12 protein-coding genes are annotated in these 15,384 nt (G+C 74.4%); 6 read left to right on the forward strand and 6 right to left on the reverse strand.

The window, feature by feature from the left end:
- The 5 genes from VGP36_19165 to VGP36_19185 all read right to left on the reverse strand — a co-directional run.
- Positions 1 to 1,899 (reverse strand): hypothetical protein (locus VGP36_19165; GenBank protein HEV7656835.1); only part of this gene is annotated, 1,899 nt, incomplete at its 3' end.
- Positions 1,899 to 3,464: a hypothetical protein gene (locus tag VGP36_19170; protein HEV7656836.1), complete on the reverse strand. Its 1,566-nt coding sequence runs from the start codon at positions 3,462 to 3,464 to the stop codon at positions 1,899 to 1,901. The genes VGP36_19170 and VGP36_19165, both read right to left, overlap by 1 nt.
- 34 nt (positions 3,465 to 3,498) lie before the next feature.
- On the reverse strand, positions 3,499 to 3,756 hold the full coding sequence (locus VGP36_19175) for a hypothetical protein (GenBank protein HEV7656837.1): 258 nt from the start codon (positions 3,754 to 3,756) through the stop codon (positions 3,499 to 3,501).
- 662 nt (positions 3,757 to 4,418) lie between these two features.
- Complete coding sequence (locus VGP36_19180; protein ID HEV7656838.1) at positions 4,419 to 7,130, reverse strand: hypothetical protein; 2,712 nt, start codon at positions 7,128 to 7,130, stop codon at positions 4,419 to 4,421.
- A gap of 217 nt (positions 7,131 to 7,347) precedes the next feature.
- Positions 7,348 to 7,848, reverse strand: coding sequence for a metallopeptidase family protein (locus tag VGP36_19185; protein HEV7656839.1), 501 nt, complete (start codon positions 7,846 to 7,848; stop codon positions 7,348 to 7,350).
- Between the two features lie 170 nt (positions 7,849 to 8,018).
- On the opposite strand from VGP36_19185, the gene VGP36_19190 reads away from it, so the two are divergent.
- The 6 genes from VGP36_19190 (at position 8,019) to manA (ending at position 13,344) form a co-directional block, all read left to right on the forward strand.
- The gene (locus tag VGP36_19190) at positions 8,019 to 8,399 is read left to right on the forward strand and encodes a DUF3499 domain-containing protein (protein ID HEV7656840.1); all 381 of its coding nucleotides are present in this window, start codon (positions 8,019 to 8,021) and stop codon (positions 8,397 to 8,399) included.
- Positions 8,400 to 8,438: 39 nt separating this feature from the next.
- Positions 8,439 to 9,782 (forward strand): phosphomannomutase/phosphoglucomutase, encoded by a 1,344-nt coding sequence (locus VGP36_19195; protein ID HEV7656841.1) that lies wholly within the window; start codon positions 8,439 to 8,441, stop codon positions 9,780 to 9,782.
- A gap of 10 nt (positions 9,783 to 9,792) precedes the next feature.
- Complete coding sequence (locus VGP36_19200; protein ID HEV7656842.1) at positions 9,793 to 9,975, forward strand: Trm112 family protein; 183 nt, start codon at positions 9,793 to 9,795, stop codon at positions 9,973 to 9,975.
- Between the two features lie 32 nt (positions 9,976 to 10,007).
- Positions 10,008 to 11,108 carry an SIS domain-containing protein gene (locus VGP36_19205; protein ID HEV7656843.1) on the forward strand — a complete coding sequence of 367 codons (1,101 nt, stop codon included), beginning with the start codon at positions 10,008 to 10,010 and terminating at the stop codon, positions 11,106 to 11,108.
- Positions 11,105 to 12,073, forward strand: a complete 969-nt coding sequence (locus VGP36_19210) for a cation diffusion facilitator family transporter (GenBank protein HEV7656844.1) — start codon at positions 11,105 to 11,107, stop codon at positions 12,071 to 12,073. The genes VGP36_19205 and VGP36_19210 overlap by 4 nt, the downstream gene beginning before the upstream one ends.
- Before the next feature lie 62 nt (positions 12,074 to 12,135).
- A complete protein-coding gene (gene manA, locus VGP36_19215) occupies positions 12,136 to 13,344 on the forward strand; it encodes a mannose-6-phosphate isomerase, class I (GenBank protein HEV7656845.1) in 1,209 nt (402 codons plus the stop codon).
- Between the two features lie 27 nt (positions 13,345 to 13,371).
- On the opposite strand, the gene VGP36_19220 is transcribed toward manA, so the two are convergent.
- Entirely contained in the window at positions 13,372 to 14,574 is a 1,203-nt protein-coding gene (locus VGP36_19220; GenBank protein HEV7656846.1) for a hypothetical protein, read from the reverse strand.
- Positions 14,575 to 15,384: the final 810 nt, after the last annotated feature.

Below are 15,384 nucleotides of genomic sequence, written 5' to 3' on the forward strand. Positions count from 1 at the left end.
CATCGCCGCGGACTCGTCCCGCAGCCGCTTGTAGCCCTCGTCCTCGGCCTCCATCGGGGCGCCGTCGAAGCGCAGCCCCGCATACTCCCGCAGCCGCCAGATGACGGCCCAGTAGTTGCTGGCCGGCTCGGCGCCGACCTCGCGGATCGCGCGCAGCAGCAGCGGCTCGGTGTGCGGGTTGTGGTCGATCTGGGCCGGTAGCAGCATCCGGGCGATGTCGATGGCGAGGGTCTTGCGCTCGGCCCGGGCCTCGTCCATCGCCTCGTCGTACTGCTCCTGCGAGTCGAAGTGGCTCGGCTGCGGCTCGGGCACCACCGCCCACGGCGACAGCGTGCCAGCCGGCGCCTTGGCCAGGTCGATGTGCTCGGAGAACTCCCGCAGTTCCGGCATCTCGCACAGCGCCGCCAGCGGTCCGGACGGGTCGAGCATGACCGTACGGATCCCGCGCCGGGCGGCCTGGTAGCAGATCGTCGCTTCCAGCACCGACTTGCCCGCGCCCTGCCGGCCGACGATCGGGACCAGCCCGGACGCCTTCTTCACCTCGGTCGAGTAGTGGGTGTCGAACATCACCGGCCGCCGTACGGAGCTGGCGATGATGCCGATCAGCGGCCCGCGGCGGTCGCCGAGCCGGGTGCTCACCTGCGGCAGCCCGGCCGCGAAATACCGCATCGGCAGACGGCGGCGGTACGCGGTGGACGCCACCGGTTCACCCGGCACGAACTCCCGGACCAGCGACGCCTGGCCCTTCGTCAGGACCGCGTCCATGTGCCGGCGCTTGTAGAGGTCGCGCACCGCGCGGACCCGCTCCATGCACTCGTTCTCGCTCCGGCCCGCGACGGCCAGCCGATACCACCCCTCCGTACGGGTGGAGACCAGGTCGTCGCCGTGGCTCATCTCGTCCTCGATGCGCCGGGCATGCTCGGCCTGCCGGGTCAGCGCGGCCGGCTCGTCCACGTCGTGGATCTGGTACTGCCGCTGCTGGTCGCGGATGCGCAGCAGCGCCTTGGTCACGCCGGTGCGGGTCGCGGTGCCGGCCAGCACGTCGACCGTCGAGCTCAGCTCGACCGGGAACGGCAGCGCGTCGGTCGCCGACAGCCACGGGCCGCGCGGGTCCGGGACGATCATCTCCGGCATCCGCCCCAGCGTCACCACCGCCACGTACGAGGTCAGCGGGTCGTGGTCGGGGCGGCGGTCGATCATCTGCACGCACCGGCCCAGCGGGGTCGGACGGACCACCACGCCCTCGGTGAACGCGTGCAGGTCGGTGGTCTCCCAGTCCGCGGACAGCCCCGACGGGGACATCAGCCCGCCCGGCGCCGGCAGCCCGAGCCCGATCGAGCGGTGCAGCAGCCACTCCATCCGGCGCGGGTCGGCCGGGTGGCCGCCGATGCCGGGGGAGCCGACCGCCTCGCCGATCAGCTCGACGTCGCGGTCGAGGTGCGCCAGCTCGCGGTTGCCGGCCTTGCCCATCAGGCTTTCCATCATCGCGGTGAGTCGGCCCCGCGGCGCGATCTCGACGCCGAGGTAGACCTCCTTCTCCGCGGTGGCCGACGTCCGCAGGTAGCGCTGCTGGGCCAGCAGGTTGTCCGACCAGGTGCTGTCCTCGGACCCCGGCAGCGGGGACGGGGTGCGCGCGTGCAGGCCACGGGCCCAGGCCGCGACCGGGTACGGCCGGGAGGTGACGCGGATACGGATCCGGCGCCCGGCCAGGCCGGCGAAGCCGATGCCGGCGGCGTCGACCATGCCGCGGCGGTCGCCGTCGGCACGCCAGGCCCAGCGGGCCGGCGGCACCACGTACCAGGCGTACGCGGAGCGCTTGGTCAGGGTGATGTTCCCGGCTATCTCACGCAGGGACAGGGCGAGCGGCGCGGTGCGCGGCTCCTCGCGACGGCGGGCCATCAGCGGTCCTTCCTCGCGGGGAGCAGGATCCGCGCCTCGAGCGCGGCGTGCGGGTCGGTCTTCTCGTCCTTCGCCGGCTTGGCGTGCCGGCCGCCGGTCGGGCTGACGGTGAGCGGGCCCTGGTACTCAGCCTCGTGCGGGTCGGCCCGGAACGGGCTGCGAGGCGCGTCCTGCTGCTCTGCGTGCTGCGGTTCTGCGTGCTGCGGTTCTGCGTGCTGCGGATCGGCCGGGCGCGCGTGCGCCGAGTGCTGCGCGGCCGAACCCTCCTGCGCAGGGTGCTGTGCGGCGGGCCGGTCCTGGGCGGGGTGCTGCGCGGCGGGCCGGTCCTGGGCCGGGTGCTGTGCGGCCGGGCGCGACTCGGGCCGTTCCTGCGCCGGGCGTGCGTGCGCGGGGTGTTGGACCGGGCCCTGCGCCGCCGCGCCGTCGCCGCCGGCGTGCGCCGCCGGCCGGGCTGCGGCCGGCGTGCCCTGTCCGTTGGTCTGCGCCGCCGGCCGGACCGCGGCCGGCGTCCCCTGTCCATTGGTCTGTGCCGCCGGCCCGGCCACGGCCGGCGTCCCCTGTCCATTGGTCTGTGCCGGCGGCCGGACGTGCGCCGCGCTGCCCTGCCCGTTGGACCGGGCGGGCATTGGCCGGCGGACCGGCGCTGCGTTGCCCTGCCCGTTGGACCGGGCGGGTGCGGGCGGACGGACCGGTGCCGCGCCGGCCTGTGCGGGCGGGCTGACCGGTGTCGCGTCGGCTCGGGCGGGCGTCGGCGGGCGGACCGGAGTGCCCTGCGGCGGCTGGGCGTCGGCGGACGGTCGGTGCGCCGGCTGCGGGCTGGGCGGCGGCGTCGGGTACCCGAGCGCCGAACTCGCCCGGGCCACGGCCGACGCCGGCACCGGCTGGGCGACCTCGGCGACCGGGAGATCGTGCGGCTCCGGATCGGGGGCGCGGACGAACCCGTGCACCTCGTCGTGCTCGACCTGCGCCCGACCGGCCTGGTACCGCTCGTCGCTGGCGATGCTCCAGGCCGGCGCGGCCTCCACGTACCACTCGTCGGCGGGCACGTCCGGCGTCCAGGCCGGACCGTCGGAGTCCAGCACGTCGAGCGTGGACTCGACCGCCGGCTCGGCGACCGGCTTGTGCTTGCGACCGACGCGCGCGGCGGTCCGGGACCGCTGTCGCTCCCGCATCGCCAGCACCTTCGGCGGCGTCTCCCGGACCCGGATCTTGCCCGGACGCACCAGCAGCGACCGCTCGCCCCGGCGACGTGCCTGCAGCGCCGCCCGCGCCTCCGCGTTGAACAGCGCGGGCAGCGACCGCAGCGGCCGCTCATGGTCGACGACCAGCATGACGGCGCGGGAGAGCACGACGGACAGCCCGAGCGACCAGATCAGCGACCCGAGCACGCCGGCGGGCCCACCCCCGCCGAGCGGGATGAGGACCACCGCGGCGACGAGGAAGCAGGCCAGCCACGTGCCCCAGGCCACGTACCGGGCCTGGATGGGCAGCGTGTACTCGTCCGGCCCGAGCCAGACCGTGTCGAACTGGTAGACCTCGTCGTCCGGTCGTACGGTCAGCGCCATCTGTCTCCCTCCGCCGGCCGGTGCGTGTTCGGACTCAGCCGAGGATCAGGTTGACCAGCTGCTGACCGAAGGCGAAGAGGGTGCCGCCGGCAGCAATCAGGATGATGCCGAGGAAAAGGTTCACGGCCACGACCGCGTTCTCCCGCGTCCGGCCCTGGTGGGCGCGGGACATGATCACCACTGCCGCGAAGGCGAACAGCAGTGGGATGATGTATTTGACGATCCACGCCACGACACCGGTCGTGTTGATGGTGGGCTCGGCGGCCAGGACGTGGACGGCTAGATGCTGCACGCCCAGTGCTCCCTTCGGCGGTAACGCGACGCTGCGACGACACTACGGCACGTGCTCGAATCTCGTGAGTGCAAGTCTAATGCGACTCAATGATCACGTCGCCTCGGCCGGTCTGACCAGGAGAAATGGCAAACCGTCCCCTGCCGCCCCGTATCGGTCCACACCGTACGCGCAGATGACGCCTGCGATGCGTCTCCGGAAGTCACTCACACTCTGTTTCACTTATAGTACGTTCGGTGGTCAGTTTGTCACTGTCACATCCTTGGGGTTAAACCACTGCCTCCGGCGCCGACCATCGACGGGGAGGAGCGGGCGATGGACTCCGTAATGGGGGAGCCCGGGGATTCTGCGCCTAAGCGGCGCAATCGCACGAGCCCCGATCGGGTGCAACGTAGTTTCTATCTGCCGCGAGATCTGGTCGATCGCGCGCGAGCGGCGGTCCGGGCGACCTCCGGGGCCCCGGGCGAGGCCTACAACCTGAGCGAGCTCGTGGGACGGGTGCTTGCTGTCGAGGTACGCCGACTGGAGCAGCGTTACAACGACGGGAATCCGTTCCCGCCGGTTGATTCCGTTCCACCCGGTCCGGGTCCGGCCGGAGTGGAACGCATCCGGAACGGTGTGCTGAACCCGCGCAAGCGGCCGGCCCACTGATCCTTATGTGATCAGTGGCAGTCGCAGTTGCCGGTGCGGTGCACGGCGACCCAGTCCGCGTACTCGGCCGGGTCGTCCTCGTACGCGTCCAGGGCGTTGACGACGATGCTCGACACGACCTTGAGCACGTCCACCGACGGGCTGGTCCAGACCTCGTCCAGGACCTGCTCGTTGATGGTGAGCGCGTCGTAGACCGCGGCCTGGCGGGGGTCCTCGGGGCGGCCGCGGCGGCTGCGCGGGCCGGCCTGCTGCGATGCGGCCCGGGGACCCGCCGGCGGACCGGCGTTCGGGGCCGGGCGTCCCGGCGGGGCGAACTGGGGCCGGTCGAACTGCGGCGGCGGCGTCGTCCCGTACGGCTGGCCGAACGGAGGCTGCGGCTCGGGCTCGGCCGGCCGGTTGAACTGGTCCGCCAGCGCGCTGAACTCCGGATCCCACTGCGGCGGACCCGACCGCGAAGCCTCCTGCCCCGCCCCACCCCGATCCCCGCCCAGCCGCTCTTCCGGCGGTCCCTGCCGCGGCCAGTCCTGAGCCCGGTCACCCTGCGACGGGCGTCCCTGCCGTGACCGATCCGCCGGCCCGGGTCCCTGCTGCGGCCAGTCCTGTGAGGGGGCGCCCTGCGGCGGGCGCGGACTCTGCGGGGGTGCCTGGGGCGACCAGTCCTGGGGCTGACCCGACCGGGGCTGACCCGACTGGGACGAGCCGCCCTGGGGGCCGGCCTGGGGCGGACCGTCTTGAGTCGGCCGGCTGTCGGATGGCCGGTCCGGAGACGGTCGGTCCTGGGACGGTCGGTCCTGGGACGGTCGGTCCTGGGACGGTCGGTCCTGGGACGGTCGGTCCTGGGACGGGTCGTCCTGCGGGCGGGGAGTCCGGGCGGGGGTCTGGGGCGGGACGCCCAGGCCGAAGCGGGTGTCCGCGGGCGGGCCGAATTGCGCCCCGGGCTGGATCTCGTGCCCGGACCGGCCGGCCTGCGGACCGCGCGGGTGTTCACGGGCCCAGTCCTCGAACGGGTCCGGCGGCGGCCCGGCAGCCGGGGCCGCGGCACCAGCCGGCGCCGGCGCCGGCAGCGGCATCTGCGGCGCGGGCAGCGGCGGGTGGCCGGTCGCGCCGCCGAGGACGGTGCCCATGGGGGTGACCGCGTCGCCACGAGGTACGGGTGGGGGCGTGGCACGAGCCGGCGGCGCCGTCTCGTCCGGGCGCGCAGCCAGGGACTGCGCGAAGCTGGACGTGGGGGCCGGCGAGCGTGGGGTCTCGGACGCGAGCGGTGGAACCCCCCACGCGGCCGCACCGGCCGGCAGGTCCAGCCCGGTCAGCGGCAGACCCGGGATCGGCGTGGTCAGCTCGGCCGCGGTCTGGTCGTCCCGCGCCGGCTCAGCACCCAGCTCCAACGCCCCGACCGACCGCGACTCCTCCGCAGGCTCGCCGTGCGCCTCCCCGACGGGCTCCTCGGCCCCAGCCGGCAGCTCAGCGGCCTCCGATCCCTCGGCGACCGACTGGTCGACGGGCTCCTCAGCCGCTACCGGCTCCCCGGGGTCCTTCGACTCCGCAGCGACAGGCTCGGCCCCAGCCGGCAGCTCGGCGGCGTCCGACTCCGCGGGAACGGGCTCCTCACGGGCCTCCCCGGCCGCAGCCGGCAGCTCGGCGGCGTCCGACTCCGCGGGGGACTCCGCAGCCGACAGCTCGGCGGCATCCGACTCCTCGACGACAGGCTCCCCGGCCCCCCGCTCCCCGGCCCCGCGCTCATCGGTCGCCGCCTCGTCCGCTTCGGGTTCGTCGATGGCGACCGGCTGCGCAGCGGCCTCGGCCGCGGTGTCCGGCTCGTCGACCAGAGGCTCGTCGGCGGCATCAAGACCATCCGGCTCCGAGGCGTCCGGCTCGTCGTCGGCATTGAGGCCGTCCGGCTCCGAGGCGTCCGGCTCGGCGTGGTCGGCGCCGGCGATCGGCAGCCCGTCGATGTCCGGCTCGTCCTCGTGCTCACCCGGCTCGTGGATCACCAGCTCGTCCACCGGCTCGGCAGCCTCGACTACGGCGGGCTCGTCGGGCCGCGAGACCGGCGCCGCCGCGGCGGGCTCGGTCAGCGGCGCGCTCTCCTCGCCCGGCTGCGCTCCGAGCGGCTCCAAGGCGACGGGCTCCAACCCGCCCGAGTCGCTCGACCTCTCGGCGCCGGGAGCCCCGGCAACAGGCTCGGACAGCCCCCCGACCGGCTCCTCCGGAGACACCATCGGCTCCGGCCCGGACCCGATCGGCTCGGTCCCGGACCCGATCTGCTCCGGCGCGGCCCCCGTCTGCTCCCGCGCGGATCCCGACGACTCGCGCGCGGCCCGCGCGGCCTCCGACGGCTCGCGCGCGGCCTCCGACGGCTCGCCGGCCGATGCCTGCGATGAGGCCGGTTCGCGGTCGGGCGACGCGCTCGGGCGCTGCCAGCGGCTGGAATCCTCCGACGAGGAGGGGGAGGAAGGGGAGGTCGGCGCCGCCCATCGATTCCCCGCCCCGGTCCGCGCCGCCGCGGCCGGCGGGAACACCACCGGCTCCCGCGTCGTCTCCGCCGACGCCCGCGGCGAGGGCGGCGTCACCGAGGGGGACGGCGGCGGGCGCGGCGCCTTCTTCCGAGCCGCGGGCGGCGCCTGCCGCCCGAGCGACGCACGCAGGATCAACCAGGTGCCGAGAGCGAGCAGAACCACGCCGACCATGACCACCACGATCGCGAGCGGACGCATGTCGCTCACGCCAGGCGGTCAGGGACGCCGACGTCGCTCACCGGTCCACCTCCGATCCGCCACGATCCCGTACCAGGAAACGTACCCACGGGAGGCAGGTGTCGATCCCGGGCGCACAACCACGACGGTGCCCCGGTCTGGTCGAGACGGGGCACCGCGACATGATCAGCGTACGGGGTGGCAACCGTGCGGTGCGGAGCATCCGGGGCGTGTCCCGGCCCGATGATCATTCTGTCGGCGGGTCGACCTCGTCCGGGTCGAGCCCGAGCAGGTTGGCGACCTGTTCGACCACGACGTCATGGACGAGGTCGGCCAGCTCGGTGCGGTCCAGGGCGCGCAGTTCCAGCGGGCGCCGGTAGACCACGATCCGGGGTGGGGTGGGGCGTCCGGCCGGGTCCGACCCGGCCGGCAGCAGCCGGGCGAGCGGCACCGCGCCGTCCTCGATGACGTCGGTGCCCCAGACCAGCGCCTCGGGCGGCCCGTCCGGCACCGCCGGCACGTCCTCGACCGCGAACTCGACCGACTCCAGCTTCGTGGCCCAGCGGGCCTCGAGGTGCTCGACGGCGTCGAGCACGAGGTCGTCGAACTGCTCGGCCCGGCTGCGGGACAGCGGCACCCCGCTCGGCACGAGCAGGCCGCGCAACCCACGCCCGCGGCGGTCCCGCCGGATCCCCGGCCGGGTCCGGCGGCGGGCCGGCGCGAGCCGGTCACCAGGCGGCGGGCTCATAAGCGGGATCGTACCCGGGTGGACGCCCCGGAGAGGAGATGCTGCGACACGCCCGGGTGAACCGTGGCACGACACGGCCGGCGGGTGTCGTAGGTGCCGCCCGGCGGGCGAATCCGGGGCTATGGTGCCGCCGTGGGTGGGATCGGCTCAGCGTGGGAGGCGCGGTAGGCATGGTCAGACATGTGCGCCGCTGCTCTCGTACCGGTTGCCCGGATTCCGCCGTGGCCACTCTCACGTACGTGTACTCGGACTCGACCGCCGTCGTGGGCCCGCTCGCGACCTACGCCGAGCCCCACTCGTACGACCTGTGCGAGGAGCACGCCCGCCGGCTGACCGTGCCCAAGGGCTGGGAGGTCGTCCGGCACGAGGGCGAGTTCAGCCTGCCGATGCCGAGCAGCGACGACCTCGAGGCGCTGGCCGACGCGGTCCGCGAGGCGGCCCGTCCGGAGCGGCGCACGCTCGCGGTCGACGCGGGTGCCAGTACCGGCGCGAAGCAGGACCCCGGCACCGGCCGCCGCGGCCATCTCCGAGTTATCCCCAGCCCCCAGTAGGTGGCACGGGCGGTCGCGCCCGGCCGATAGGGTCGTCGGGTGCGAGATCTGTCCTCCTTAGTCAAGGCGTACGACGTGCGCGGCACCGTGCCCGACCAGCTCGACGAGCAGGTCGCCCGGGCATTCGGGGCCGCCTTCGTGCGCGTGACCGGCGCACCGCGCATCGTTCTCGCGCATGACATGCGGGACTCCAGCGTGCCGTTGTCGGCCGCGTTCGCCGACGGCGCAACCAGCCAGGGCGCCGACGTGGTGGACGCCGGGCTGGGCTCGACCGACCTGCTCTACTTCGCCTCCGGCTCGCTCGACCTGCCCGGCGCGATGTTCACCGCCAGCCACAACCCGGCCCGCTACAACGGGATCAAGATGTGCCGGGCCGGGGCGAAGCCGGTCGGCCAGGACACCGGCCTGCGGGAGATCCGCGCGCTGGCCGAGCAGGACCTGCCGCCGGTGGGCCCGCCCGGCCGGGTGGAGGAGCGGGACCTGCTCCCGGCATACGCGGCCTACCTGCGGGGACTGGTCGACCTGTCCGGGATCCGGCCGCTGACCGTGGTCGTCGACGCCGGCAACGGGATGGCCGGCTACACGGCCCCGGCCGTGCTGACCGCGCCGCTGGCGGTCGTCCCGCTCTACTTCGAGCTCGACGGGACGTTCCCGAACCACGAGGCCAACCCGCTGGAGCCGGCCAACCTGCGCGACCTGCAGGCCAAGGTGGTCGAGGTCGGCGCCGACCTCGGGCTGGCCTTCGACGGCGACGCCGACCGCTGCTTCGTGGTCGACGAGCGGGGGGTCCCGGTCTCGCCGTCCGCGGTGACCGCCCTGGTCGCGGTGCGCGCGCTGGCCGACCACCCGGGCGGCACGATCATCCACAACCTGATCACCTCGCGGGCGGTGCCGGAGATCATCCGCGAGCACGGCGGTGTCCCCGTGCGGACCCGGGTCGGGCACTCGTTCATCAAGCAGCAGATGGCCGAGAACGACGCGGTGTTCGGCGGCGAGCACTCGGCCCACTACTACTTCCAGGACTTCTGGCGGGCCGACACCGGCATGCTCGCGGCGCTGCACGTGCTGGCCGCGCTCGGCACCGCCGACGTCCCGCTCTCCACCCTGGCCTCGGCGTACGAGCGGTACGTGGCCTCCGGGGAGATCAACTCGACCGTCACCGACGCGCCCGGGCGGACCGCCGCGGTCGAGGAGGCGTACGGGAAGCGGGACGGGGTATCGGTCGACCACCTCGACGGGCTGACCGTCTCGCTGCCCGACGGCAGCTGGTTCAACCTGCGTCCGTCCAACACCGAGCCGCTGCTGCGGCTGAACGTGGAAGCCCCCGACGAGAAGACCCTGGCCGAGCTGCGGGACGCCGTGCTGGCCCTGGTGCGAGCCTAAGGAGATGGCGATGAACCTCGACCCGACGCTGCTGGAGATCCTGGCCTGCCCCGACGACCACGCGCCGCTGGAGGTGCACGAGGAGACCAACGAGCTCTGGTGCACCCAGTGCGACCGGGCCTACCCGGTGCAGGACGACATCCCGGTCCTGCTGCTGGATGAGGCCCGGCGCCGGGGCGTGCCCGCACCGTGAACTGCCCCGCTGCGCAGGACGTCTGAGGTTTCATGAGCATCGCACTGGACGAGTCGCTCCTGGACGACGAGCGCCGGCTGGCCGAGGCCGACCGCGGCGGGTTGCTGCGGTCGGTCGCGACCGCCGGCGCCCAGGTCCGGGAGAGCCTGGCGCTGGCCGCCGAGGCCGAGGTCCCGGCCGTGCTGGCCGGCCTCCGGCCGCGGGCCGTGCTGGTCACGGCCGACCCCGGCGCCGACGACGTCGCGGTCATGCTGGCGGCGCTCGCCGACCGGCCGGACTCGGTCGCGCCGATGGTGCGCCAGGACGGCCCGGTGCTGCCGGTCTGGGCCGGTCCGGTGGACGTCCTGCTCGCGGTCAGCGCCTCGGCGACCGCGGCCGCGCCGCCCTCGCTGGTCGAGGCGGCGGCCCGGCGCGGGCTGACCGTGTTCGGCACCGGCCCGGCCGACTCGCTGCTGCACGAGGCCTGCGGCCGCAACCGGGCGGCGTACGTGCCGCTCCCGGGCGGGCGGCACCCGCGGGCCGCGCTCTGGGCCCCGCTGGTCCCGCTGCTGCTGGCCGCGGGCGAGCTCGGCGTGGTCCCGAACCCCGGGCCGGACCTGCGCGGCTGCGCCGACCTGCTCGACGCGCTGGCCGAGCGCTGCCGACCCGGCTCGGAGACGTACGGGAACCCGGCCAAGTCGCTGGCCCTGGACCTGGCCGAGTCGGTGCCGGTGGTGATCGGCAGCACCCCGCCCGGGGGCGCGGCCGCCCGCCGGCTCGCCGGTCTGCTGGCCGCGGCCGGCCGACCCGCGGTCTGGGGCGCCCTGCCGGTCGGGCCGCAGCGGCTGGCCGGCCTGGTCACCGCGCCGGCCGACGCCGGCCCGGACGACGACCTGTTCCGGGACCGGGTCGACGACCCGGGCCTGGTCCGGTCCCGGCTGGTGCTGGTTCGGGCGGGCGACGAGCCCGAGCAGGTCCGGGCCCAGGTCGACGAGCTGGTCGCGGACTGCGGCCGGCGCGGCGTCCCGGTCACCGAGGTGATGGCCGAGGACGCGGCCGGCCCTGTCGGCCGGCTCGCCTCGGTCGTGGCCCTGCTCGACTTCACCGCGGCGTACGTCGGGATCGCCTCCGGCACGACAGAGGAGAGTCCGTGAGCGCTGAAGGCGGCACCAGGGCGATCATCGCGGCGCTGGGGGCGAACCTCGGCATCGCCGTCGCGAAGTTCGTGGGCTTCCTGCTCACCGGCTCGTCGTCGATGCTGGCCGAGTCGGCCCACTCGGTCGCCGACTCGGGCAACCAGGGCCTGCTGCTGATCGGCGGCAAGCGGGCCCGGCGGCAGGCGACCGAGAACCACCCGTTCGGCTTCGGCCGCGACCGATACTTCTACGCGTTCGTGGTCGCCCTGGTCCTGTTCACCCTCGGCTCGCTGTTCTCCCTGTACGAGGGCTACCACAAGCTGCGCGACCACGGCGCCGAGCTGGACCGCCCGCTGATCGCGGTGATCATCCTGCTGGTCGCGATCGGCCTGGAGGGCTTCTCGCTGCGCACCGCGGTGCACGAGTCCAACGAGATCCGGGACACGTCGAGCTGGTTCCAGTTCATCCGCCGGGCCAAGGCGCCGGAGCTGCCGGTCGTGCTGCTGGAGGACACCGCGGCGCTGCTCGGCCTGGTCTTCGCGCTGGCCGGCGTCGGGCTGTCCTGGGCCACCGGCGACGTCGTCTGGGACGCCTGGGGCACGATCATGATCGGGCTGCTGCTCGGCGTCATCGCGATCATCCTCATCATCGAGACCAAGAGCCTGCTCATCGGCGAGGGCGCGTCCCCGCAGACGCTGGACGCGATCGTCGCGGCGCTGGTCGGGCCGGGTGTGGACCGGGTCATCCACCTGCGCACCCAGTACCTCGGGCCGGACGAGCTGCTCGTCGCGGCCAAGATCGCGGTGCCCCGCACGACCGTGATCGAGCGGGTCGCCACCGCCATCGACGACGCGGAGCGGCGTGTCCGCCAGGCGGTCCCGGAGGCCCGGCTGATCTACTTGGAGCCCGACCTGGAACGCCCGGCCGGCCGCCGGGCGGTCGGCGCCGACCCCGACACGCCGGAGTTCGAGCACTCGCCGTGAACAGCCCGGTACGGCCCGAAATGGGTAATGTCGGTAAGGGCGGTCGGGTAGGGTCGTCCGCCGTGCGGACGACACCAGTCGACGCCCGGACCGCGGACCTGCTGGACAACCCGGTTCGGCCGTACGCGTGGGGTTCGACCACCGAGATCCCCCGCCTGCTCGGCGTCCCGCCGACCGGCCGGCCGCAGGCCGAGCTCTGGATGGGTGCGCACCCCGCGACGCCGTCGCTGCTGCGCTCCGGCGGCTCGCTGACCAAGCGGATCGAGGCCGACCCGACCGGGATGCTCTCGGCCCCGGTGGTGCGCCGGTTCGGCGCCCGGCTGCCGTTCCTCATGAAGATCATCGCGGCCGAGCGCCCGCTCTCGCTGCAGGCCCACCCGAACCTCGACCAGGCCAAGGCCGGGTACGCCGACGAGCAGCAGCGCCGCGTCCCGCTCGACTCCCCCGAGCGCAGCTACGTCGACCCCAACCACAAGCCGGAGCTGCTCTGCGCGCTGACGTCGTTCGAGGCGCTGTGCGGCTTCCGCGCGCTGCCGGACACGATGCGGCTGCTCTCGTCGCTGGCGCCGGCCGTGCCCGCGCTCGGCAAGTACGTCGAGGCGTTGCAGGCCCGGCCCGACCACGAGGGTCTGCGGGAGGTCGTCACCGGGCTGCTCACCGTGCCGGCGGATCGGCGCCGCCGGCTGGTCGACTCAGTCGTGGCCGCCTGCGCGGGCGGGTCGGCGGAGTTCCCGGTCGAGTTCGCGACCGCGGTCGAGCTGGGGCAGGCGTACCCGGACGATCCCGGGGTGGTGCTCGCGCTGCTGCTCAACCGGCTCACGCTGCGGCCGGGCGAGGCGATGTTCCTGGCCGCCGGCAACGTGCACTGCTACCTGCGCGGCACGGCGGTCGAGGTGATGGCCAACTCCGACAACGTGCTGCGCGGCGGGTTCACCTCCAAGCACATCGACGTGCCCGAGCTGCTGCGGGCCATGGACGTCAGCGACGGGCCCGCGCCGACGATGACGCCGAAGCCGTGCGGGCCGGGGCACGCGGCGTACCGGCCGCCCGTGCCGGACTTCCGGCTGGACGTGCTCCAGCTCGCGGCCGAGCCGGTCGAGATCGGGGTCACCGGGCCGCGGATCGTGCTGACCGTCGAGGGCAAGGCGGTCGTGCAGGCCGGGCCGCAGTTGCTCACGCTGCCGCGGGGGGCGTCGGCGTGGCTGCCGGCCGGACTGGACGCAACCGTCCACGGCACCGGCACGCTCGTCGCCGCCACCACCAACCTCTGACTGCCGCTCAGTTTCGGGGCTACTGAGCTAGACCGAGCCGACGGAGCGGCGGACGAGTTCGTCGACGCGGCGCGCGAGCTCCTCGTCCTCCAGCTCCACCGGACCGAGCGTCTCGGCCCAGGTCCGCTTCGCGCCGGTGCTGTCGGCCCACTCCAGCGCGCCGCTCCAGCGCTGTCGCCCACCGCCGGCCGGCTCGACCAGCGCGACCTGCATCGCATACCGGGCCGATCGGATCTGGACACCGGCGACGCCGCCGGCCGAGGTGATCGAGTGGGCTTCGTACCCCAGCGACCGCAGCAGCCTGGCCAGCCCGGCCGGCGACGCGACGTCGTCGCCGTACGAGTCGCGGCTGACCAGGGTCGCGCCCTCCCAGGGCGGGCTGCAGAGGAAGCGTGCCTCACCCGGGAACGTACGGTCGGCGAGGCCGGACTCGAGCAGCCCGCGCGTCTCCCGGGCCAGGTCGGTGACGGCGGTGAGCACCTGCTCGACCGCGGTGAGCAACGCGCCGAGCCGCTGCGGCGCGGACGGCCCGTTCGCGACGACCAGCGCGGCCTGCAGGTGCCGGCGGGCGGCCTCGACCTGCCGCGAGATCACCGCGGCGGCCGGCTCGTCCAGCGGCGCCTCCAGGACCGGCCGCGCGGCCTGCGCGGGCTCGGGCGCACCGATCGGATACACCGCGACGCCGTCCCCGGCAGCCGACGCCCCCGGCACCGGCTCGGCCGTCCAGACCGGAAGGTCGGGCCGCGCGAACGCGGCGGCGCCACTGAGATCGGCACCGGTGAGCGGATCGCTCCACTCGCCGGACGGTTCCGCGGCCCACGGGTCGGCGGCTGCCGGCATCCGGACCTCTCCTGTCATCGGGGCTGACTCGTCCTCACGGACCGGCGGGACCAGGCTGAGTGAACGCGGCTCGGCCGAGACGGTGTCGCCGTGCCAGCCCGCGCCGTCCGGGTCCTCGACCGGGACCGTCAGCCGCTCGGCCGCCTGGGCCGCCGCGACCGTACGGATCGGGTGGCCGGGGTCGTCCTCGTCGTCCGGGTCGACCACGATCCAGCCGGCGAGCGCGGCGGTCTTGGCCGGCGAGGCCCAGCCGCGCAGTCCCTCGCCGTCGACATCCTCCGGCGTGTACGGGTCGGCCGGGGCGTCCTCGACCTCCGGCTCCGCCTCGTCCTGCGGCTCGTCGGCCCGCGCGTGCTCCCCGATGCTCGCGACGGGCTCTGTCGCCTCCACGGCCTCGGCACTCCCCCGCGGAGCAGCGACCTCTCCGACCTCACTGATCCCCTGCGGCGCAGGGCTGTCCTCGGATCCGCCGATCTCTCGCGGCGTCGCGGTCTCTTCGGTCTCGAGCGTTCTCCACAGAGCAGGGGCCTCTTCGACCTCATCGATCCCTTGCGGCGCAGGCGTCTCCTCGGTCCCGTGGATTTCCTCCGGAGCAGCGGTCTCTTCGGTCTCGGAGGTTCCCCACGGAGCAGGCGTCTCTTCGAACTCACTGATCCCTTGCGGCGCAGGGATCTCTTCGGATCCGCCGACACCTCGGGGCGTAGCGGCGCCTTCGCTTTCGCGGATTCCCTGCGGAGCGGCGGTCTCTTCGGTCTCGGAGATCCCCTGCGGAGCAGCGATCTCGTCGAACCCACTGATCCCCTGCGGCGCAGTGGTTTCTTCGGTTCCAGCGATCCCCCAAGGCGCAGGCACCTCTGGGGTCCCATAGATCTCTTGCGGCGCTGCCGTTTCATGGATCGCGGAGGTCTGTCCGTGAACTGAGGTCTCTGAAGGAGGCTCAGCGGTTTCTCGCGCCTCGCCCTCGGACTGCTCAGCCGTCCGTCCGGACGGCTCGGGCTCGGCGACCCCGGGCGCGGGCGTCTCGCCTGACCCTGCGGTCTCCGGGGCCGCTGCTGTCTCGCCCCTCCCAGCAGCCACGGGCGCCGGGATTCCGTGGCGGGCCGGTCCTGTGGAGCGCGTGTCGTCTGCCGTCGCCGGGACCGGACGGGGCCTCCGCAGGGGAGTCGCCCAGGCGCGCAGGCCCGCGCCATCGAGGGCTTC

This window comes from Mycobacteriales bacterium (assembly GCA_035995165.1).
Lineage (GTDB): Bacteria > Actinomycetota > Actinomycetes > Mycobacteriales > CADCTP01 > CADCTP01.

Bases quoted from the DNA above. Each gene is read 5' to 3' on its own strand.
- VGP36_19170 (HEV7656836.1), bottom strand. From the start codon at position 3,464: ATGGCGCTGACCGTACGACCGGACGACGAGGTCTACCAGTTCGACACG.
- VGP36_19185 (HEV7656839.1), bottom strand. From the start codon at position 7,848: ATGAGCCCGCCGCCTGGTGACCGGCTCGCGCCGGCCCGCCGCCGGACC.
- VGP36_19190 (HEV7656840.1), top strand. From the start codon at position 8,019: ATGGTCAGACATGTGCGCCGCTGCTCTCGTACCGGTTGCCCGGATTCC.
- VGP36_19200 (HEV7656842.1), top strand. From the start codon at position 9,793: ATGAACCTCGACCCGACGCTGCTGGAGATCCTGGCCTGCCCCGACGAC.
- VGP36_19205 (HEV7656843.1), top strand. From the start codon at position 10,008: ATGAGCATCGCACTGGACGAGTCGCTCCTGGACGACGAGCGCCGGCTG.